This window comes from Gracilimonas sp. (assembly GCF_031581265.1).
Classification (GTDB): Bacteria; Bacteroidota; Rhodothermia; order Balneolales; family Balneolaceae; genus Gracilimonas.
In genome coordinates this window covers 45,354-65,693 of the sequence record NZ_JAVLBQ010000011.1, presented here as the reverse complement: position 1 = coordinate 65,693, position 20,340 = coordinate 45,354, and the positions used below count along the sequence as shown (strand labels likewise).

Here is a 20,340-nt window from a genome sequence, read left to right as displayed (position 1 = left end):
TTTCCGAATTAGCCGGTGTAATTAGTTATTCCAATTCTTTATTTAATTCTGAGTGGAGTTGACCAGCAGAAAGATGCAGCGTTAAGAGGGTAAAAGGGTTACAAAGTAAATGTTTTTACTCCCTGATTGCCATAGAAGGGAGATCCCGCATCTGCGCGTTCGCTGCGTGCGGGATGACGGTTTTTGGAGTAGTGTTTGGGCAGGTCAGCCCAACCAGGTGCAGTTACCCCTCAAACCTCATCAATAGAAATCCGCCGGTTTTCTTTAATCTCGCTGAAATGTGAGGGTGATAATCCTGTTTCTTTTTTGAATTGCCGGGAAAAATGTTGCTGACTGCTGTAGCCAAGGTCATAGGCAATTTCACTCAGGTTTTGCTCGCCGTACACAATGAGCTCTTTGGCCCGTTCAATTTTCTGGAGAATATAGTAGCGCTCAATAGATTTCCCTTCTACTCCTGAAAACAGTCGGCTTAGCTGCTGATAATCTTTATGAAGTTTTTTGGCCAAATAATCGGAAAGTGGATTGTCAAGCTTTTGTCCGGTGCGGGCCAGTTGAATGATAAGCTGTTTAATTTGTTCAACCAGCCGGCTGTTTTGGTCGTTGATGACATCAAACCCATTCTCTTTCACTATTTCCGTAAAGCGATTTTGTTGCTTCGGGGTGATAGGTTTTTCCAGGGTGACCTCCCCTAATTCTATATCCTCTACCCTGAAACCGGCCCGTTCAAGTTCTTGGCGCAGCACCTCACCGCAGTGGCTGCATACCATGTTTTTTATGTGAAAATGTTGGTTTTTCATAGAATAGAAAAGTAGCAAAGGAAAGACACCTTTACCAATTACATTAAAAGCAGATATATAAAACCATTTGCTGTTGTTTAGAAGGTTTATCTTGGGGATGCCGTCTGGGAAGTTTTGGCTTCTTGTGATTGAAATCGAATAATTTTTCTTAGGCAAATCTCTTGTTCATTTTTTCTTGATAAAAAACGAACCATCCCGAAAAAATCGGGACAAGGCGGTCGAAAAAAGAGCTAAAGATGTCTGCATTGCGCTAAAAGAAATCAATGCTCCTTGACTGGGCTTGCAGGAAATCACAATTCCATGCGGTATGATTTCTTTCTTTACGCTTCACTCCGTCATCTTCTATACGCTCTTTTTTCTAAGGCCGGGGGGAAGAACATCCAACATTGAGTAAGGAACGTTGAAGGCAGAACGACTGGAATCGATCATTTCGCTTGGTTTTAAAAGAATTGATTTACTTATTGAGAGCCGGGTGATGGATGGGGTTGGGGTTTATGCGAAGGGCTGCCAATGGCATTAAAAGTTAAGGCGCGCTCACCAACACAATATTTTCGGCGATTAATCCTTTGTCATTTTCAGTGACATCGAACTCGAATATGAGTTCTCTGCTGGGTAGGTAATTGGTATCGAAATCTTCTTCAAACTGAGAGACGTGGGCAAATACGGTTTTGTAAGGAGAGTCATCTTCGCGGGAATCCGTAACCCATAAACAATCTTCTTTTCGAGTCAAAAATCGTAGGAAACCATAGCCTTCGTCTTGGGTAAAATCGTAGCAAACGCCTCGAACGCGAGAGCCGTTGGAACCCCAGCTGTAGGGCGAATCAATGGGCAACAAGCCCGGAATGAGGTATCCGGAAACAGAAGAGTCCACCGTTTTTTTGAGGGCAGTAGAAACATTATCAAAGCCTACCAGCTCTACTCGACATCCCCTATTTTGTAAAGCATTAACAACGCTAACATAGCTTCCGCTGCTGCTTAGCAAAACTACTTTATCGAGGTAATCCCCCTGAACCAGCATATCTACGGCCATATCCATATCAATGGTCGATTTGGTAACCTTTTCACCGGTTTCGCTATTGGTATAGGTTTGAACCGGTTTTTCTGTCACTTTGTATTCAAAATCACGGAGGACCTCACAAAAACGCTGCGTCTTCTTTCGGTATTCATGATCTTCTTCCAGGCGCTGAGGATCATAGCAGAGATAAACGTTCAGGCGAGAGGCAATACCGCCTCCCCGGCAGGCAAACATGCGTAAGATATCGTATCGAAGTCCGTAGCCCCCATTCATCGTTACATTAACCGCATCAACATATATCCCGACTCGTTCCTGTGTTTTCATGTCAATAATAGTCCTAAGCTGATTAATTATTTAATAATATTAAATGGAGAAATTGGCTTTAATTAATTAACCCTAACGCCACCAGTCAATTAACTCAAAAATAATTGAGAGAATCAACTGATTCTGACCAATTTATTATTAGAATAAACAAGGTGAAAAATCAGTTTTAAACACGTTTAATCTAACTTTAAAACGGTACGGTAGGTAATAAGAGCGATGAATGCCAGGCCAGTTCCTAATAAAACGAAGGATGCGAGTAAATCACTGATCCCAAAATCTATAACAATGGGTTTGAGATAGTACAATCCGGCCGCTAAGAGCATGACGGCAAAAGCAGATACCAACTTATAGGGCACCACAAATGCATTGATTGAATAATAATAGATGAGTAAAGCCATAGTCGCATAACTCATCAGTGTGGCAGCGGCCGACCCCATCATTCCAAAAAATGGTATTAAAATGAGATTGGCTACAATGGTGATAGCTGCTCCTATCAGGGTAATTTGGGGAAGGCGTTTGGTAGTTTCACTGATAAAAATTCCGGCTGAAAAGTTAACATACCATCCCTGAAACCAATAGGCTAAAAGGAGTACGGGTACAATTCCGAGTCCGCCCCAGAATTTTTCATCAACCAGGTAAAAATCAAGAAATGGAACTTTGATGGAAACAATTTGCTCAGCAAAAAGGGCGACACTCAGAAAGATGACGGCCGCTCCAAAATTAAATAAAGTAAAGGTTTGTGAGAATGTTTGCGGAGCCGATTTTTCTTCGGATTGACGCATGAAAAAAGGCTGCCAGGCCATGCGAAACATCTGCACCAGCAAAAGCATAAAAACGGCCAGTTTGTAGCAGGCACTGTAAATACCAACAATATCATCGGGAGTGTACTCGGCACCGTATAAGGATTGTACTGTTTCCGGATCCATGGATTTCAGGAAAAATCGGTCGAGCAGTTCATTTATTACGTGACCAAATCCCGCCGGAATAAAAGGTAATCCAAAGAGTAAGGCTCTTTTAAGAAGCTGCTGATTCCAGCTACCCGTGAACATCGGCAGCGTTATAATCCAGGTAGCTAAAGCAGTGAGGATTGAAGCAGCAAAATTACTGATGAATACTGCCTCAATGCCGTAGTTAAGCCCCAGTATCAAATAAAAATTCAACCCGAGATTAACGAGTACATTCCCGGTTTTAATGGCCGCAAAGGAGATGGATTTACGGACCAACCGGAGTTCGGCAAAAGGGACTACGGCAATGGTATCAAAAAAGAGAATGCCCAACATGAGCCAGTAAATGGAATTTCCGGTTTCAAGACCAATCATGGGGGCAATGAGGGGCTGCGCCATCCAGATGAGGAGCACAAAAACTCCCGAAGTTCCGACTAAGAATAGTTGAAGGGTTTTGAAAATACTGTTGGCTTGGTCACGGTCTTTACCATAGCGGATGTATGCCGATTCCATACCCATCGTAAAAAGCACATTGAAAAGAGCGATGGCAGCAAAAATAAGGCTTACAATCCCATACTCGCCTTCACTGAATACACCGGTATGCAGCGGAACTAACAGGTAGCCAATAAATCGCGCCAGCACGCTGCTGATGCCGTACACAAGGGTATCTGAGAAAAGTTCTTTGAGTTTTGTCAAAGCAATTGGTTAGATGAACTTGTAAAAGTAGTACGCTTTAATGTGCTTTATGAAGTCTTTCAAGTGCCTGTATGCCCAATACGTAGCTGAATTTCCCTAAACCGGTAATAATACCATTCATGACTGTCCCGGTTATAGATTTTTCACGGAAATCTTCACGTCCGTGGATATTGGATATATGAACTTCAACTTTGGGAATTTCCAAAGGTTCCAGAGCATCGCGAAGAGCTACTGAAGTGTGTGAATATCCGCCGGGATTGATGATTAGTCCTTCTGTCTCATCTTGCAAGCATTCTTGCACGTTCTCAATAAGCTCGCCTTCAAGGTTGCTTTGAAAGAAAATTAAATGATGGTTTTTGAACTCCTCTTTTAAAAAGGTTTCAAGATCATTCAGGCTTCCGGTGCCATAAACACCTGGATTGCGTTTGCCAAGTAAATTCAGGTTGGGTCCGTTAATGACTTTTATTTTCATAGGCATATGTTTTGGCGAATTTGTTCTGCCAGCTTAATCATGCCATCTTCGGAAACATCGACTTTTTTACCTAAGCTGAAAGCCTGCGTTTCTTTGTAAATGGGTATGAGGTGAATATGAGCGTGTGGCACCTCCATGCCTTCAACAATTATACCGGTGCGTATAGGTTTCAATGCCTTATCAATTCCATCGGCTACGTTTTGGGAAAACTTAGTTAAGGCACTCAATTCGTTTGGTTCCAAATCAAAAATATAATCTATTTCTTTTTTTGGAATGCATAGAGTATGTCCCTTTGCGGCCGGGTTAATATCCAAAAAAGCAAAATGCCGGTCATCTTCAGCAACTTTATAACTTGGGATTTCGCCTTCAATAATTTTGGTAAAAATACTTGCCATAATTCTAAATGAAAGATGTTAATTTGAGTGAAGATACTATCGAAAAAACAGAAATCCTTATGAACCTTGCAAGAGCAGTTTTATTTCTTTTTGGTTTGTGCATCTTTATGATGAGCCCGGAAATGACCGCTGCTCAATCAGGATCGATGACTGGGATTGTTAGTCAGGCTGAAATTCTTGAAAACAATCGAATATACAGTATCTATAAAGACCGATATCAACCGGAAGAGTCCGCAATTAATTATTTAAAAACGTATGATGACTCTGTGGATGTAATGGTATTTTGGGGAAGTTGGTGTAAAGAGTCGAAAAAGCACATCCCCAGCTTAATAAAAACACTGGAGTTAGCAGGTAATGCAAAAATCAATACGCAGTATATTGGTGTTGATGTTAGCAAAGAATTTCCCCAAGAATTTTTAAATAAGTTCGATATCAAATATATTCCCACCGTTGTGGTTTTAAAAGGCAATGCAGAATTAGGACGAATTGAAGAAGAGCCACAACTATCGATTGAAACTGATTTCGTTCAGATACTTCAAAAAGATGATAAGGGAATTGAGTAAAAAGTGAATTTTTTCATTGTACTCTAATTCATAAATGCCTTATCTTTGGAATCTGAATTGAGAATCGGTAGCTCAGTTGGTAGAGCAACGGCCTTTTAAGCCGTGGGTCGAGGGTTCGAGCCCCTCCCGATTCACACTGTTTTTAGATATTGTTTTCATAAAGACTCTCTCTTGACCAGCCCCATACGATTGATCTCGGATGGGGTTTTTTTTGTAATGGGTAAGCACATCTTAGTAAATATTTTCTCCTCTTTTCAAATAAATTAACCCCAAATTCTCTTCTTTAAATTTTTTTTGTAACATTTTTGCTGTGGCTTACTCTTGTTATTAATAGTTATGTACCGGTATAAGATGTTGGCGAGAATTATGTTATTAGCAAATAAAAAAGAGTGCTTGTATCAATAACCTCAAATCTTTCCTCCGGTTATTAAATCAGATCAAGAAGAGCAGATTCTTTTATTCCATGTATTTGGTTGGCTTAATAATCCTGCACAAAATGATTAAGATGGATAATACAAAGGTTATTAACAGTAGCCCGGTTATAATAACGTTGGGTTATTTGCTGGTGGGAGCATTATGGATTCAATTTTCAGATCAAATTGTTCTGGATGTTTTGGATGACCCGGAACTCATAACGCAAGTTCAATCATATAAAGGGTGGTTTTTTGTATTGATGAGTGGGATAGTGATCTTTTTACTGATCAAGAAAAACAACAGTCTTTTGGGGGATGTAATATCAGAACTGGAGAAAAGCAGGGATAAGTTTAAAGCCACATTTGATTTTGCTCCCCTTGGTATAGCTCATCACAGACCGAATGAAAATTGGATACAGGTAAATCAGACTTTATGTGATTTGTTAGGGTATAGGAAAGAAGAATTATTACAGTTAGGGTTTGAAGATTTTATACATCCCGATGATTTAAAGGCGGGAAGAAAGCTGGATAGCAAATTGGCTAAACAAGAGATGAATTCCTATAAAATTGAAAAGCGATATCAAAAAAAGGATGGGAGCTATTTTCCGGGCAGGGTATCAAAATCGGTGGTTACAAGTAAAGGGCGGGAAAGTCAGGATTACATGGTGGTGATGCTGGAAGATATTACCAAACAAAAAGAAGCCCAAAATGCACTGAAAGAGGCCCTTCAGGAAAAAACTGTTTTATTGGGAGAGATACACCATCGAGTTCGAAATAACCTGGCGCTGATTTCTGCTTTGTTTGATTTACAGGCAATGTATATCGAGGATGACCGGGTGCATGCTATTTTAAAGGATAGTCATATGAGGATTAAATGTCTCGCCATGATTCATGAGTCTTATGCTGAAGCTGAAAAGACTTCGGATATTAACTTTGGGCAGTATTTGCAGGAACTGGTAGATTTTGTGGAACATACATTCAGCAATGAAAATGTGAAGATAGAAAAAGAAATTCCTCCCATCGAGATGAATATCAATCAAGCCGTACCGGCCGGGCTGCTTTGTAACGAACTGTTGCTAAACGCTTACCTGAACTCTTATGAGCAGGTAGAAAATCCGGTAATTAGGGTTTCTTTGAATGAGTCAGAAAAGAAGATTTATTTAAGTGTCTCAGATAATGGAGTGAATAGCAGAGGTACATACGAATTAGAAAAGCCAAATAGTTTGGGAATGCTTATCATCAAAACACTTTCAAATCAACTGCGGGGAGATTTACATATTTCTGAAGAAGAGGGTAAAACGACATTTAAGTTGGAGTTTAAGAAAAGAAATCTGAAGGGACCGAGCAGCGCGCTATAAATTTTAAAATAAAATAGGGCCTAATCGAGTGTTACAATCGGGCGTAACTTTTCCAATGTTTTAGGGCCTATTCCGCGGATGTTGGTTATTTCATCCACACTTTTAAAGCTTCCGTTTTCTAAACGATATTGGATAATTCTGCCGGCATAGGCCGGGCCAATTCCGGGTAAAAGCTGTAAAGTAGCTTCATCAGCAGTATTGATGTTAATAGGGAACATCACATTCGTTGGGCTTCCGGTATCAACTTCATTAGCTCTTAAAACTTTGGTTCCAATTTTATCAGGGTTTTTCCATAAGCCTTTTTCTTGTTCCTTTGCTCTTTGTTGATATTGTTTAAAAGCGGCCACAGAATCTTGATGTTGACGATAGTAGACAGAAGTTGTGCCATATCCATTTTCTAAAAGAATTTTGTTTAGGCTTACCGGTCCGTTATCGTACTCCATTTCCACATAAGCTTGAAAAGCATTGTAGCGAGATTCGGGTTCTTCCCCGTCAAATCCTTTCAGTCTTACTTTTCTACCCTCCAATAGGTTTTGGAGATATTCGGCAGCAGCTCCGGAGAAATATCGGGCAGAATCTTCCCCGGCATAAATGGAAGGAACATCAACCCCCAGAAAACGAACACCATATCCAAAGCCGGGTGCAATTTCAATTTCAAAACGACTTCCATCAGTAACGGAAAAAACTTCATACCAGGTATCGGTATCAACCGGAGGTGCGGGGGGATAGGTTTCTTCTTTAGCCCGGCTCATCAAGCCCATAAAATCCTGGTAGAACTGATTGGTAATTTCATCGGAAAAAATGATGAGCGTATTTTCATCATTATTCATTTCGGCATTCATCGAAAAATTATAGGAGCCGGCTACGGTAACCGCAATATCATCCTCAGCGGGATGTTCAGTATCTAAAAGCAAGACTTTATGGTGAAGGGTGCGAAGTTCGTTGGCCGGGAGGATCATTCTGTTTCCTAATCGTGCTTCCGGACTTCCCCAAATATCTCCGGCACTTTCATAGCGGCTGTAAAATCGACGATCAATGGCTCCGCGAAGCAGTATCTGCCCATCAGCTGTTTGGTTCCACATAGCTTCACTGAGGGGAATAGTCGGAGTAATGGCAAATGCCTGGAAGTTGATATCATGCTGTGCTTCGTTGTTAACGAGTTGAACCAAACGATCACTTACACTTGGCTTGGAACGGTCTCTGTTAATGGGGGCGAAATACACTTCAACTTTAGTTCCGTCTACATCAAAAATATTTTGGCTGACATTTTCTTTGTCTTTGTGAAAGTCGGCTTGGGAAGCATTGGGAGTTTCGTCGTCATCGCCCCACATTTGCTCAAATTCATCCGTGTACACTTTAGCTATTTCGGTGTCTTTGATGACAATGGTATGATTCGTGTTATAGGGTCCGGTATAGGTCATGTTGGTTGAGCCGGTCCACACATAATCATCATCCGGTGACGGACTGAGGTAGTCAATGACGGCAAATTTGTTGTGCATGTCAGAACTGTTGTTCACCAGGTCATTATCGGTAATGCTGCCGTCAGGATTATAAATGTCTCCGTCGTCATCAATGGAAATAATGCCGGCTGATGCTAAGATAGCCCACACTTCGAGGTCATATTTACCTGCATCCGTTCGGTTATGGTCGTCGGTTACAACTCGAACGCGCATCCCTCTTTCTGCCGCCCGGGAAAGAGCATGAGCAATGCGTTTGTGTTCAATATCATAAATACAGAAATCAACGCTGGTGGTTGCCGAGTCGATTAGGTTTTCCAGAGTTCCAATCAAATCCCAATTACTGTTATTTTCGTTTCCCGGGAGGGCTACAGAATGATCTGCCGGCATATTAAAATAGACTTCGATCCATTCTTCACTTTGTGCTGAGACAGAAAAACTGCTCAAGCCAAAAAGGCATATCATCAAAAGCTTTTTATAGCATAAAATGCTGAGTTTCATAAGAGAATAAACTCTGAATTGTACTTAATAGCCAGATTAATGTATTTTAGAAATATAACTGAAATCTACAGGCTTAAGTATGAATCTACAATTTTTTAATCCACTGCGTTGGAAAAAATCTTTTCTGGTGTTATTGCTCACCGCATTTGTAGTTGCATGGTTTGCCTTTATAGATACCTATAGCCTGAAAACCCGCTGGGACCTTAACTCACAGAAAAAAGAGCTGAAAGAAAGAACCGAACAGTTAAACGCAGACTCTGAAGAGCTAAAGAAAAAGATTGAAGAATTAGAAAACGATCCTGCACTCCTTGAGAAAATTGCCCGTGAAGAATATGGGATGAGAAAACCGGGTGAGACCGTATATAAAGTAAAGCGTGAGAAATAAGAGTTCTGTTTGGTTCGGGCAAGTTTGCCCATTATCTTCTTTCAAAATAAACCAAAGCTTCTATCTAAGATAAACCAAATGAAAGTAATTGGAGTAGACCTTGGTGGCACAAATATAAAAGCCGCTGTAGTTGATCGTGATAAAGGTATTATTGAACAAGTTACCACTCCAACACAAGCTAACCTGGGCAGAGACCATTTATTAGACCGCATTGCCGAGACCATAAAGGATTTGATAAAAAAAAATGATATTGTGGGCATTGGAATGGGTATGCCGGGGATGGTTTCTAAAGATCAAACAACGGTGAATAATCCACCAAATTTACCGGGTTGGATTTCAGTTAATGCTTCCAAAGAAATTGAGGGTCGGATAGGAATTCCCTGTAAAATTGAAAATGATGCCAACATTGCTGCACTGGGTTCCATGCACTTTGGAGCCGGGCAAAATTTCGATAGTTTTATCATGATAACACTTGGCACCGGTGTTGGTGGAGGAATCATTTATGAACGCACCCTTTTTAAAGGAACACAAGGCATGGCCGGCGAATTGGGTCACGTGATTATAGATTATCACGGACCACTTTCAAACAGTGTAACCCGTGGGACTGTAGAGGCTTATTTAGGACAGCGTTTTTTGAGTCGCTTTGCAACAGACCTGATTACCCAGAATCCCGGCAATCCATTGTATAAAAAATTTGCCAACGACTTTGATAAAATGGAGCCTGTTGATATAACAAATGCAGCGAATCAAGGCAACGAATTGGCCATGGAGATTTTAGCCAAAAGTGGACAGCGGCTAGGATATGCTATCATAAATTATGTGCACATGATGGATATAAGAAAATTCGTGGTAAGCGGCGGAGTCTCAAAAGCAGGCGATTATTTATTTGAACCGGCCAGAGAAATTGTACGAAAGCATATGATGGAACCGTTTAAAGAAGGCTTTGAGCTGGTCCATGAAGAATTAGGTAACGACAGTGCTTTATTAGGTGCAGCAGGGCTCGCTTTTGACTCTTTTTCATAACTAACAAGCCGTATGCTTTTTACCATACCAAAAAATATAGGTACCTGCCTTTTTGCTATATGCCTGTATTTTTTACTGTCTGGTACCGCATTCGGACAAATTACCCCGCCCGATCAATTATCCCCGGACACATCGGCGACCTCAAACGCTTCAGCTCCCCTCGATTCTTCGCTGCCTGAAAATGCAGTCCGGTTTCAATCATCAGATTCGTTGGTTATAGATTTTCGGTCTGGTAAAAAGGCTTTTCTGTTCGGTTCTGCACAAGTAAAACATAGTTCGGGAGAGTTGCAGGCCGGTGAAATCAATGTAGATATTGATAACACTACGGTCGAAGCCCGAACGCTAACTCCGCAAGATAGCCTCTCCCGGCCGGTGTTGATTCGGGAATCGGATGAGATTAAAAGCACGCGCATCCTCTTCAACTATAAAACCGAGAAAGGGAAGTTTGAGGAGGCCCAGGTTAATGTAGCCGAAGGAAATTTGATTGGCTCTAAAATCAAAAATGTAAACGACACTGAAGTGTTTATTGAAGATGGCGTTTACTCAACTTGTCCGCCTGAGTATATGTATTATTATCTGAAGGCAAAAAAAATGAAAGTAGTTGATCAGGATGAATTGTTTTTTAGCAATGCGCAGTTGTACATACTCGATATCCCCTACCCTATTATATTTCCGTTTGGGTACGTACCAACTGATATTGAGAAGAAACGGTCAGGTTTACTGACTCCAACTTATGCTTTTCAGGATCAGCAAAATCGTGGGTTGGGTTTACAAAATGTGGGATGGTTTCAGTATTTCAATGATTACTTAACCGGGCAGGTTAGTGGTGATATCTACACTTCGGGGACTATCTACTTAAACAGCTCAGTACAATACAGAAATACCGATGAATATAGTGGATCCGTTCAATTTGGATATTCCAAAGACCGCGGACTTGAGCCTACGGATCCCGGATATACCGAGACCACTCAAAAGTCATTATCGTTGCAGCACAGTCAGACGATTTCACCCTTTGCCTCTTTATCTGCTAATGTAAACCTTCGTACTGCAGATTATAATCGCCGAAATTCCTATGATATTGATGACCGGGCAGAAACAAATTCAAGTTCTCGAATTTCTTATAACTATAAACACCCTGAGAACTTGTTTACCTTTAGTACAAACACTCAGCTGGTTCAAAATTTCACCAACTTTTCTACGCGGGTAAGCGGACCTACCATGAACTTCAGGCTAAAAACTATTTCCCCATTCCAAAGTAATAGTGGGGGAGGCGAACAAAGTTGGTACGAATCCATAAGTTTGAGTTATGATAATACACTGAGGTCCCGATTTAATTTCGATCCCATTGATGCTGACAGTTCCGATATATCATTTTTTGATGCATTAACAGATCCTGATTTGTACGAAGAGGCAACAGGTAATGACGATTATATTCAGGCCGGATTTCAGCAATCGGCGAGTGTTCGGGTTGGGCGGTTGATTCCCAGTCGTTATTTGAACACCTCAGCAAATTTCAATCTTGAGGAAAACTGGTATCCTTCGTATACCCAAAAGACATTCAATGCAGATTCAAACCGGGTTGAAGAAGAGAAAAAATATGGATTTAAAGCGGGACGGGAATTTAGTACCGGATTGAGTTTTAGTACGACCTTTTATGGGGTTTCGAATATAAAGATTGGGAATTTTGAAGGATTTCGACATACCGTACGGCCATCTATTGGTTTCAGCTACAGCCCTGACTTCAGTACAGAAAAATGGGGTTATTACAGAACCGTTCAAACCGATACATCCGGAACAACTCAGAAGTATTCCATCTTTGAAGACCAAATTTTCGGAGGGCCGGGGAGAGGGGAGGTACGATCCCTGAACTTTTCGGTGAATAATAATTTTGAAACAAAGTTAGTAAAAAGAGACAGCACAGGGGAAGTTTCAGAAAAGAATATTCGGTTCATTGACAACCTTTCATTAAGCTCGTCTTATAACTTTGCAGCAGACAGTCTCAAACTCAGCGATTTAAATGCTCGGATAAGCTCAAGTGCTATATCCGGGCTAAATTTAAGTGCAAACGCCCGTTTTTCTTTTTATCAGTTTAATGAGAATGGCAGGGAAGTTGATAAGTTTTTTATAGAAGAGGGTAAAAAGTTGGCACAACTTCAGTCGTTTTCATTGAATGCAAGCACCTCATTTCGGGGTGGACAAAGAGGTGTTGAAGTATTTACACCGGTATATAGAAAACGATATGACCCTTTCAACCAATCAAGGTTTGAAGCTATAGACCCGAATTTTGGATATGAACCGATTGCTCCCATCAGTTCCCCATGGAGCATTTCACTAAATTTCAGTTATAGCTGGAATTATAGGTTTGGGGAAGATCCGCAGAAAAGAGCAACGTTACGGGCATCAAATATTTCATTCAACCTCACCCCAAAATGGCAATTTAATACAGATATGGGATACGATTTTATTGCTAAAGAATTTACTCCTTCCCAATTTTCACTTAGAAGAAATTTAGAGTGCTGGGACCTTTCATTTCAAATCAATCCCTTTGGAGAATTTCAATACTATTTCTTCAGGTTAAGTGTGAACAGCTCTCAAATTCAAAGCCTGTTTCAGAAGCTGCCAATTCTCAAGAATCTTGAAAGAAGTTCCAGTCCATCAGGCCGGGGAAGAAGAGGCGGCGGTATTGGTGGCGGACCAGGTATCTTTAATTGATCAGATAAAATCTTGTCCTAATCCGGAAAGGTATTTGACAACGTATTTTCCAATTACATCGAATTCCAGATTCACAGCATCCCCAAGCTTTTTATCTTTTAGGTTTGTGTGATTCCACGTGTAGGGTATAATGGCCACAACAAATGCGTTCCCCTGATCCCGGGCTACTGTTAAACTAATTCCTTCCATGGTAATGCTGCCTCTTCCCACAATCATATTCTTAAATTCATCGGGGTATTCTATAGTGAGCAGCCAACCGGTTTCTTCCTTTTCCATTTCAAGGATTTTTCCAGTGGTATCAACATGCCCCTGCACCAAATGTCCTTCGATGCCGGTTTCTAAGGTCAGCGAACGTTCAAGGTTTACCGGATCTCCTTTTTGAAGTTCACCAATAGAGGTTTTTCGGAGGGTTTCTTCAATACTCTGTACCGTAAAAATATCTTCATTAAATGATGTAACAGTATGGCAGGCTCCGTTGATGGAAATACTTTCATCCACATGACAAGATTTGGCAAAAGAGCATTGAATGGATATTTCTTTACCGCCCTCATTTAAAGATTTGATAGACGCTACGGTTCCTACTTCTTGTATAATTCCTGTAAACATAAGCTAAAAATATCCGGTTAATAACATGTCATCGCCCACTTTGGTCCAACTTACATCCTTAAGCTCAGCAATTTCATTCATCTTGTTGATCCCAATATTGAGGATTGATCGTGTACCGGCACCTAACAATTTGGGAGCTATAAATAGTTCAAGTTTGTCCACCAAACCTTGCCGTATTAGAGCGGAAGATAATTGCTGTCCGCCTTCAACTAAAATAGAAGAAATTCCTTTTTGCCCTAATTCTTTGAAAGCTTGCCGCAAATCGACATGACCTTCCAGTTTAGGCAGTTGAAGAACTTCACCCCTAAAATAATTTTGTTGCATCATTCTCAGCATGGGATCGGCATCCGTTGCTGAGGCTTCTTTATTCCAAGTCAAGACAATGGTTTTTTCTTCGAATTTATCTGAAAACAAGTTCAGTTCCTTCGGCAGCTCATAAGGGCCGTCAATCACAATTCGCTTGGGTTGACGGCCCGCAACATGCCGTACAGTTAAACTGGGATTATCGACCATAGCAGTAGTGCGTCCAACAAGTACGGCGTCATATTCTGAGCGCCATCTGTGGACCTGTTTTCGAGCTTGTTTGCCTGTTATCCACTGGGAATTTCCGTCGGCAGCGGCTAAAAAGCCATCGGCGGTTTGTGCCACTTTTAAAGTGATAAAAGGACGTCCAAAGGTTTGGTGGTGAACAAAAAACTCGTTCATTTTTTCAGCTTCTTCTTTTAAAACACCAACCTCAACCTCAATGCCTTTATTGCGGAGATGAAGAATTCCCTTGCCATTCACTTCAGGATTGGGATCTTTCATGCCCACAACCACTTTTTTGAGTGGAAGTTTACCCAACATGGTAGCACATGGTGGGGTTTTTCCGTGATGTGAGCAAGGTTCAAGGGTCACATAAACAGTGGCATTTTTAAATTTATTTTTGTCCTTAACCGATTCTATGGCATTGACTTCTGCATGGGGTTTGCCAAATTCTTTATGATAACCGCTGCCAATTTCTTTTCCTTCCTCTGAAACAACCACACACCCTACCATGGGATTCGGAGAAACATAGCCCTTTCCTTTCTCAGCCAGTGCAAGAGCTTTTTCCATCCAGAAGGCATCAGATTGTAGTTGTTTAGGAGACATGAGATTAAACTAAGGCTTTTGTATTAACTGTACATTAGCTAAAACAAAAAAGGGTGAGAAGAAAACTTCTCACCCCTTTAAAATTTCACTCTAAAAATTTTTACTGTAGTAAGCGAGATCGATTATCTGTTATATCTGCATTTTCCCGGAGCTCGTCTAACCAGACGGAAGTGAATTCCTGGAATTTTTGTTGTTCAAGTCGTTCACGAATTTCGTCTCTTGTTTGAGCATCAAGGTTGGCAACATCGGCTTCTGTTTTTTCAACAACTTCCACTACAAATGTTGCGCTGTTTCCGGCAATTGCACCAGATGTTTCGCCTTCATTCAGAGAGAAGATAGCGCCAATCACTATGGGTTCTCTTCCCGCACCGCTGATAACCGTTGCATTAGCACGTAGGTTGTTCGCAGTTTGAATTTCATTTTCAGTTGCTTCAGCAATGGCATCTAAAGTTTGGTACTGTTCAACTAAGTTTTGAGCACGTTCTTTGGTTAATTCTTTTCTGCGCTCAATTTTGACGGCATTTTCAACCTGAGCTTGTACTTCTTCAAAAGGTCGATAGCCCTCCGGAGTGATTTCCAATACTTCTAAAACTACAAAGTTCGAATTGAGTTCTATTACATCAGATACATCTCCCTCATCAGCATTTTCAAGAAAACTCATAATTTGTTGACTGCTTCCAAGTCCCGAGATAAAGGTGTTCCCTTTTGTTGCAAAAGCTTCATCGAGTTCAAGGTTTCTTGATTCCGCTTCTTCTTCAAAACCGGTTTCTTCGGAAGCGAAAAATTCAAAGTCGGCAGCTCGTTCGTTAGCGTCATCAATGGTAGCAGGCAGAGCTTGAATATTATAGCTCATTGTTTGAAACTTAACCTGACCATCCTCTTCAGCTTCTTTCTTTAGAATAGCTGCTTGGTTTGAAGTAAGAATTACATCGCTTACTTCACCAACTTCAAGGTCAAGAACAGCTTGGTATTCTTCGCGAATATCTTCTGGCGCTACAAATGCAGAACGGTAAGGCGTTGAAGAACCCTGGCGGGCAATGAATAGTGAGTCATTTTCAGCATTGGCAAAATCTTCTCGCAATTCCCGTACATCATCAACAATAACAGAGGTATCAGAAGCGGTCGGAAGTTTGCTAAAGGTTACATATTGAAACCGGTAACTTTCTTCACGCTGATATTGTTCTCTGTTTTGGTTGTAATAATCACGGAGTTCACTGTCAGAAATATTTAATTCTTCTTCAGATACCTCACTGTAGGGGAACCGCACATAATTAATAGCTGCGGTACTGTTTGATCGAATAAATTCTTTCTCAACTTCTTCTTCAGTAACCTGAAGCCCGGCAGAAATAAAGTTGTTGAGTTTTTGTTGACGCTTTTGCTCACGCAATTGAAGTTCCAGGGCAACAGCTTGTTGCGAAAATTCATTAGATGAGAGTACCTGTTGAATGGCAGCACGATCAATGGTTCCATCTTCCCTGGTAAAGTTTTGCCGGATTACCGGGGCGGGATTATCGCCAAAAACCATATCCAATACTTCCTGATCGGAAACGGTGATACCGAGTTCATCCATTTTTTGATTGATAAGACGTGAATTAACCAATTCATTCCATGCCTGATTTTCATAATTAGCACGCATTTCGGGAGTAAGAGAATTCCCGGTTTGCTGGCTGTAAGCGTTTGAATAATATTGAACTCGGCTTTGGTACTCTTCATTTGAGATTTTTTCACCGTTTACAGTGCCCAAAGAACTTGGGCCGGCTTGCATAGCATCAAAAAAGTTAACATCAGCTAAAACCCAAAGAAGGCCAAAAGAACCGATCAGCACCCAAAGGATAAAAGCGGTGCTGTTTCTCATTTTTTCCATTAAACCCATAAAAGGTTACCTCTAAAAAAACATTTGTTAGTTTGCGATTTGAAAAATGTCTGGGCAAAATAAGCCACTGACAGTAAGCTGGGAAATATAAGCGAATACCCAAGGAATTGAAAGAAAATTAACCTTAATATTTGGTTAAAATACCTCAATCAGGCGCATATGCTTTAAGTACTTTCCGGGATTCTCGTTTATATTCTTAATCAGCTCGTTAAGATTAACCGAAAGGCTGTCAATATTATTATATAAAGAAGGGTCGTTTACCATCTTCCCGAGAGACCCTTCCCCGTTATTAACTTTGGTAAGCACCTCATTTAAAGTCAGGTTTGTTTCATTTAAACCCTGACTTAGTGTTTCAAGCTCCACACTGGTGGCTTCAAGGTTATTGATGAAAGAGGTCAGCTGTTCTTTATTTTCTGAACTCATTTCATTTAAGTTGCCCAGGGTATTTTTGGCATCTAAGATCATTTGATCCAAATCATTTCTTCGTTTTTCGATCAATTCGCTTAGTGAGTTTGTGGAATTTTCCAGGTTACGGATGATCCCCGAGATATTTTCCTTATTCTCATCATCAAGGGTTTCGTTGAGGCTGCCTACTAATTTTTCAACTCCTTGTATAGAGCCTGAAATATCATTGCTCAATTTTTCGCCTTCTTCTGCAAAGCTATCCATAATGCCCTGCTCAAAAACACCTTCTATAGTACCCTGATCCGGAACCATTTCGGTAGAATCAGATTTTTGAATTTCGATAAACTTACCCCCAAGCACACCACTTGATTTCAATACGGCAATAGATCCTTTTGGAATTTGATAGTCTTCTTCAATATTCATGGTTACTAAGGTAGAATCAGAAATCAGTAAGTCCATCTTTTTTACCGTCCCGATCTTAAAGCCTTTTACATTTACAACATTACCCGGAATGAGGCCATAAACCTGGTCAAACTTAGTATAGATGGTTGTCGAGGTTTTGAATAGCGGTTGATCTTTCATCACACTGTAACCTAAGAACGCCACAATAATGGCCACAATAATGGTAACGCCAATCTTAAGTTCGTTGGAAACTTTTGCCAAAACAGTTCTCCTATGCAGTTTTAGAATTTATTTGGTATTCACTTGCTGTAATAAAGTTAAGCAAACTCTGGTTGCCACTGTGTTTCATATCGTCTGTTTTTCCAAACCAGCTTAGTTTTTGGTCATCCAAGAAAGCAACTTTTTCCGATATAGACAATACACTGTGCATATCGTGGGTAATTACGATGGATGTTATGTCAAGGTTGTCGGCCATGGTAACAATCAGCTCATTTATTTCTTCTGATGTTCTCGGGTCGAGACCGGAAGTTGGTTCATCATACAATAAATAATCAGGTTTAAGTATTATGGCCCGTGCCAAACCCACTCGTTTTCTCATCCCTCCTGATAGTTCTGAAGTAGATTTATTTCCAGCCTCTACCAGGTTAACCATTTCCAGAGCTTCATTAACATTATGTGTTATTTCTTCTTCACTTTGTTCTGTAAAATACCGCAGAGGGAAAGCAACATTCTCGAAGGTACTTATGGAATCAAAAAGGGCGCCCCCCTGAAAAAGAATACCGAACCGTTGCCTAACTTTTCTCAAAGCGGAATAGTTCAGGTCAAAAACATTTTCACCATCAATAAGCACTTCTCCTTCGTCGGGATAAAGCAAGGCATTCAGGTGTTTGAGCAACACAGATTTTCCGCAACCTGAACGGCCAATTACTGCCGTGGTCTCTCCGTCTTGAATCTTGAATGAAACATCACTCCATACAAGAAGATCACCAAAACTTTTTGTGAGGTTTTTAATCTCTATCATGGTTTATAATAATATAGCGGCTAATGCAAAATCGGCCAATAGCACAAAGATACAACTTAAAACTGTGGCTTGTGTTGTTGCTGTTCCTACGCCTTCGGCTCCTCCAAAAGCGTAGTATCCTTTATAACAAGCGATGGATGTAATCACGAATCCAAATACAATCGATTTAATCAAACCAAAAATAATATCTGATTCAAAAAAGAAGGCTCTTGCTCCTTCCAAAAATTCCGCAGCAGGTAAAATGCCGTCCACTGCACCGGCAGTAATACCGCCAATAATTCCAAAAACAGCAGCCGTGACATAGAGAATGGGAAACATCATAATACCTGCCATAATACGAGGGACAACTAAAAAGGATACGGAGTTAAAGCCTAAGGATTCCAACGCATCAATTTGTTCGCTTACACGCATAGTCCCCAACTCGGTTGACATTCGGGCGCCTACTTTACCCGCCAACACCAAGGCACTTATTACAGCGGCTAACTCAATGACTATTGATTGCGCTACAATGGACCCAATGATAGTACTTGGATAAATATCGGTATCTAATTGGTAAGCAGTTTGCAGGGTAAGCACAGCTCCGGTGAATATACCCGTGAGAAAGATAATGGGAATAGATTCATAGCCTACCTTAACAAATTCCTGGAACAGGTTTTTGTGGTACGTGCTATACTCGGTAGAGGATCGTAGTGCCTGATAAAGTAGTTGGGCATACCGGCCAAATTCTCTCAGCCCGGCAGCCCCCGGAAAGTTAGAAATCATTTCTTAATTAATAATCTTGACGTATTGCCGAAGCATTTGATTATATTACAAAACATTTTCACCAATTGTGATTTTAAATATTTAAATAGTGCGACTGTTAACGTCTTTATTAATATTATTAGTTGCTACCCAACTTACGACAGCACAATCTAATACGTCAAATATTTTTCGATTTTTAGAATTAACACCAACTGCTGCTTCTGCCGCACTGGGTGGGAATCATGTGGCTGTGTATGACGGTGATTTTAGTTTAATTCATTTAAATCCAGCTTATTTGGGTGAAGATGATTCCGGTCATGCATCCGCTTCATATATTAATTTTTTGGCTGATGTAAATATGGGATTCACCAGCATGGCATATGACCTTGGCTCAAAAGGCATGCTTGCAGCAGGCATCAGGTATGTTGGATATGGTGAATTTGATCGCTTAGACGAAGACGGAAACAACTTGGGGAATTTCAGTGCTAATGATGTTTCGCTAACAGGGGCGTATAGCATTATTTTGAATGAAAATCTGAGAGCAGGGGGAGCACTTGATGTTATATACTCCTCTTATGCCACATTTAAATCTATGGCTTTGGCGGTTTCAGGCGGAGTGTATTATCAGGATGAGACAAATAATTTTAGTGCGGGAATTTCTGTGCGCAATGTAGGTACCCAAGTAAAAGCTTTTGATGACAACCGGGAACCCTTGCCGCTGGATATCTCCGCCGGTATTTCAAAAAAACCTGAAGCTTTTCCATTTCAGCTTATACTTACATTAAAGCAGTTAAACAACTGGGATATGCGTATTTTTGGTGAAACAGAAAGGCCGACATTCGCAAATAATTTATTTCGCCATGTTTTATTTGGTGGAGAAACAAATGTTGCAGAGGTCATGCGTGTTCGGTTAGGATACGATCACTACCTGCACGAGCAAACAAAAACCGGTAAGAATTTTGATTTAGCCGGACTCGCTTTTGGAATTGGTTTTGATATCAAAAATTTTACTTTCGACCTGAGCCGTAATTCTTATAGTAAATTAGGAGGAATTACGAGACTCAGTATTAAGACAAGCATATTTGAACAATAGATTTTATTAATAA

Annotated in this window: 18 protein-coding genes and 1 tRNA gene; 7 read left to right on the top strand and 12 right to left on the bottom strand. The window is 40.6% G+C overall.

Going from position 1 to position 20,340, the window contains the following annotated elements; translation table 11 throughout:
* Positions 1-230: 230 nt before the first annotated feature.
* The 5 genes from RI561_RS06130 to RI561_RS06110 form a co-directional block, all read right to left on the bottom strand.
* On the bottom strand, positions 231-797 hold the full coding sequence (locus RI561_RS06130; protein ID WP_395079348.1) for a helix-turn-helix domain-containing protein: 567 nt from the start codon (positions 795-797) through the stop codon (positions 231-233).
* Between the two features lie 523 nt (positions 798-1,320).
* Positions 1,321-2,136 (bottom strand): NYN domain-containing protein, encoded by an 816-nt coding sequence (locus RI561_RS06125; protein ID WP_395079347.1) that lies wholly within the window; start codon positions 2,134-2,136, stop codon positions 1,321-1,323.
* Between the two features lie 176 nt (positions 2,137-2,312).
* Complete coding sequence (locus tag RI561_RS06120; RefSeq protein ID WP_395079346.1) at positions 2,313-3,776, bottom strand: oligosaccharide flippase family protein; 1,464 nt, start codon at positions 3,774-3,776, stop codon at positions 2,313-2,315.
* A 37-nt stretch (positions 3,777-3,813) separates the two neighbouring features.
* Positions 3,814-4,248 carry a type II 3-dehydroquinate dehydratase gene (locus RI561_RS06115; RefSeq protein WP_395079345.1) on the bottom strand — a complete coding sequence of 145 codons (435 nt, stop codon included), beginning with the start codon at positions 4,246-4,248 and terminating at the stop codon, positions 3,814-3,816.
* Complete coding sequence (locus RI561_RS06110; RefSeq protein ID WP_395079344.1) at positions 4,245-4,643, bottom strand: HIT family protein; 399 nt, start codon at positions 4,641-4,643, stop codon at positions 4,245-4,247. The genes RI561_RS06115 and RI561_RS06110 overlap by 4 nt, the downstream gene beginning before the upstream one ends.
* 8 nt (positions 4,644-4,651) lie before the next feature.
* On the opposite strand from RI561_RS06110, the gene RI561_RS06105 reads away from it, so the two are divergent.
* The 3 genes from RI561_RS06105 (at position 4,652) to RI561_RS06095 (ending at position 6,977) form a co-directional block, all read left to right on the top strand.
* A complete protein-coding gene (locus tag RI561_RS06105) occupies positions 4,652-5,206 on the top strand; it encodes a thioredoxin family protein (protein WP_395079343.1) in 555 nt (184 codons plus the stop codon).
* 61 nt (positions 5,207-5,267) lie between these two features.
* Positions 5,268-5,340 (top strand) — tRNA-Lys (locus tag RI561_RS06100).
* A gap of 371 nt (positions 5,341-5,711) precedes the next feature.
* Complete coding sequence (locus RI561_RS06095) at positions 5,712-6,977, top strand: sensor histidine kinase (RefSeq protein ID WP_395079342.1); 1,266 nt, start codon at positions 5,712-5,714, stop codon at positions 6,975-6,977.
* A gap of 20 nt (positions 6,978-6,997) precedes the next feature.
* On the opposite strand, the gene RI561_RS06090 is transcribed toward RI561_RS06095, so the two are convergent.
* On the bottom strand, positions 6,998-8,935 hold the full coding sequence (locus RI561_RS06090) for a phospholipase D-like domain-containing protein (RefSeq protein WP_395079341.1): 1,938 nt from the start codon (positions 8,933-8,935) through the stop codon (positions 6,998-7,000).
* Positions 8,936-9,014: 79 nt separating this feature from the next.
* Here RI561_RS06090 and RI561_RS06085 point away from each other — a divergent pair, with 79 nt between their 5' ends.
* The 3 genes from RI561_RS06085 to RI561_RS06075 all read left to right on the top strand — a co-directional run bounded on the left by RI561_RS06085 (position 9,015) and on the right by RI561_RS06075 (position 13,055).
* On the top strand, positions 9,015-9,320 hold the full coding sequence (locus RI561_RS06085) for a septum formation initiator family protein (protein WP_395079340.1): 306 nt from the start codon (positions 9,015-9,017) through the stop codon (positions 9,318-9,320).
* Between the two features lie 78 nt (positions 9,321-9,398).
* On the top strand, positions 9,399-10,343 hold the full coding sequence (locus RI561_RS06080) for an ROK family protein (protein ID WP_395079339.1): 945 nt from the start codon (positions 9,399-9,401) through the stop codon (positions 10,341-10,343).
* 12 nt (positions 10,344-10,355) lie between these two features.
* Complete coding sequence (locus RI561_RS06075) at positions 10,356-13,055, top strand: putative LPS assembly protein LptD (RefSeq protein WP_395079338.1); 2,700 nt, start codon at positions 10,356-10,358, stop codon at positions 13,053-13,055.
* On the opposite strand, the gene RI561_RS06070 is transcribed toward RI561_RS06075, so the two are convergent.
* The 6 genes from RI561_RS06070 to RI561_RS06045 form a co-directional block, all read right to left on the bottom strand.
* Positions 13,056-13,661: a riboflavin synthase gene (locus RI561_RS06070; RefSeq protein WP_395079337.1), complete on the bottom strand. Its 606-nt coding sequence runs from the start codon at positions 13,659-13,661 to the stop codon at positions 13,056-13,058.
* Positions 13,662-13,664: 3 nt separating this feature from the next.
* Positions 13,665-14,792: a bifunctional diaminohydroxyphosphoribosylaminopyrimidine deaminase/5-amino-6-(5-phosphoribosylamino)uracil reductase RibD gene (gene ribD, locus RI561_RS06065; protein WP_395079336.1), complete on the bottom strand. Its 1,128-nt coding sequence runs from the start codon at positions 14,790-14,792 to the stop codon at positions 13,665-13,667.
* Between the two features lie 100 nt (positions 14,793-14,892).
* A complete protein-coding gene (locus tag RI561_RS06060; protein WP_395079335.1) occupies positions 14,893-16,647 on the bottom strand; it encodes a SurA N-terminal domain-containing protein in 1,755 nt (584 codons plus the stop codon).
* A gap of 153 nt (positions 16,648-16,800) precedes the next feature.
* Positions 16,801-17,733, bottom strand: a complete 933-nt coding sequence (locus RI561_RS06055; RefSeq protein ID WP_395079334.1) for an MlaD family protein — start codon at positions 17,731-17,733, stop codon at positions 16,801-16,803.
* Positions 17,734-17,743: 10 nt separating this feature from the next.
* Positions 17,744-18,493: an ABC transporter ATP-binding protein gene (locus RI561_RS06050; protein WP_395079333.1), complete on the bottom strand. Its 750-nt coding sequence runs from the start codon at positions 18,491-18,493 to the stop codon at positions 17,744-17,746.
* Between the two features lie 3 nt (positions 18,494-18,496).
* Entirely contained in the window at positions 18,497-19,255 is a 759-nt protein-coding gene (locus RI561_RS06045; RefSeq protein ID WP_395079332.1) for an MlaE family ABC transporter permease, read from the bottom strand.
* A gap of 88 nt (positions 19,256-19,343) precedes the next feature.
* On the opposite strand from RI561_RS06045, the gene porQ reads away from it, so the two are divergent.
* Positions 19,344-20,327 carry a type IX secretion system protein PorQ gene (gene porQ, locus RI561_RS06040; protein ID WP_395079331.1) on the top strand — a complete coding sequence of 328 codons (984 nt, stop codon included), beginning with the start codon at positions 19,344-19,346 and terminating at the stop codon, positions 20,325-20,327.
* Positions 20,328-20,340 lie beyond the last annotated feature (13 nt).

What these genes read in the sequence shown, in the direction of transcription:
- RI561_RS06085 (WP_395079340.1), top strand. Translation starts at nt 9,015, where the DNA reads ATGAATCTACAATTTTTTAATCCACTGCGTTGGAAAAAATCTTTTCTG.
- RI561_RS06070 (WP_395079337.1), bottom strand. Translation starts at nt 13,661, where the DNA reads ATGTTTACAGGAATTATACAAGAAGTAGGAACCGTAGCGTCTATCAAA.
- RI561_RS06080 (WP_395079339.1), top strand. Translation starts at nt 9,399, where the DNA reads ATGAAAGTAATTGGAGTAGACCTTGGTGGCACAAATATAAAAGCCGCT.
- RI561_RS06045 (WP_395079332.1), bottom strand. Translation starts at nt 19,255, where the DNA reads ATGATTTCTAACTTTCCGGGGGCTGCCGGGCTGAGAGAATTTGGCCGG.
- RI561_RS06125 (WP_395079347.1), bottom strand. Translation starts at nt 2,136, where the DNA reads ATGAAAACACAGGAACGAGTCGGGATATATGTTGATGCGGTTAATGTA.
- RI561_RS06090 (WP_395079341.1), bottom strand. Translation starts at nt 8,935, where the DNA reads ATGAAACTCAGCATTTTATGCTATAAAAAGCTTTTGATGATATGCCTT.
- ribD (WP_395079336.1), bottom strand. Translation starts at nt 14,792, where the DNA reads ATGTCTCCTAAACAACTACAATCTGATGCCTTCTGGATGGAAAAAGCT.
- RI561_RS06050 (WP_395079333.1), bottom strand. Translation starts at nt 18,493, where the DNA reads ATGATAGAGATTAAAAACCTCACAAAAAGTTTTGGTGATCTTCTTGTA.
- RI561_RS06095 (WP_395079342.1), top strand. Translation starts at nt 5,712, where the DNA reads ATGGATAATACAAAGGTTATTAACAGTAGCCCGGTTATAATAACGTTG.
- RI561_RS06115 (WP_395079345.1), bottom strand. Translation starts at nt 4,248, where the DNA reads ATGAAAATAAAAGTCATTAACGGACCCAACCTGAATTTACTTGGCAAA.
- RI561_RS06060 (WP_395079335.1), bottom strand. Translation starts at nt 16,647, where the DNA reads ATGAGAAACAGCACCGCTTTTATCCTTTGGGTGCTGATCGGTTCTTTT.
- RI561_RS06105 (WP_395079343.1), top strand. Translation starts at nt 4,652, where the DNA reads ATGAAAGATGTTAATTTGAGTGAAGATACTATCGAAAAAACAGAAATC.
- RI561_RS06130 (WP_395079348.1), bottom strand. Translation starts at nt 797, where the DNA reads ATGAAAAACCAACATTTTCACATAAAAAACATGGTATGCAGCCACTGC.
- RI561_RS06110 (WP_395079344.1), bottom strand. Translation starts at nt 4,643, where the DNA reads ATGGCAAGTATTTTTACCAAAATTATTGAAGGCGAAATCCCAAGTTAT.
- RI561_RS06075 (WP_395079338.1), top strand. Translation starts at nt 10,356, where the DNA reads ATGCTTTTTACCATACCAAAAAATATAGGTACCTGCCTTTTTGCTATA.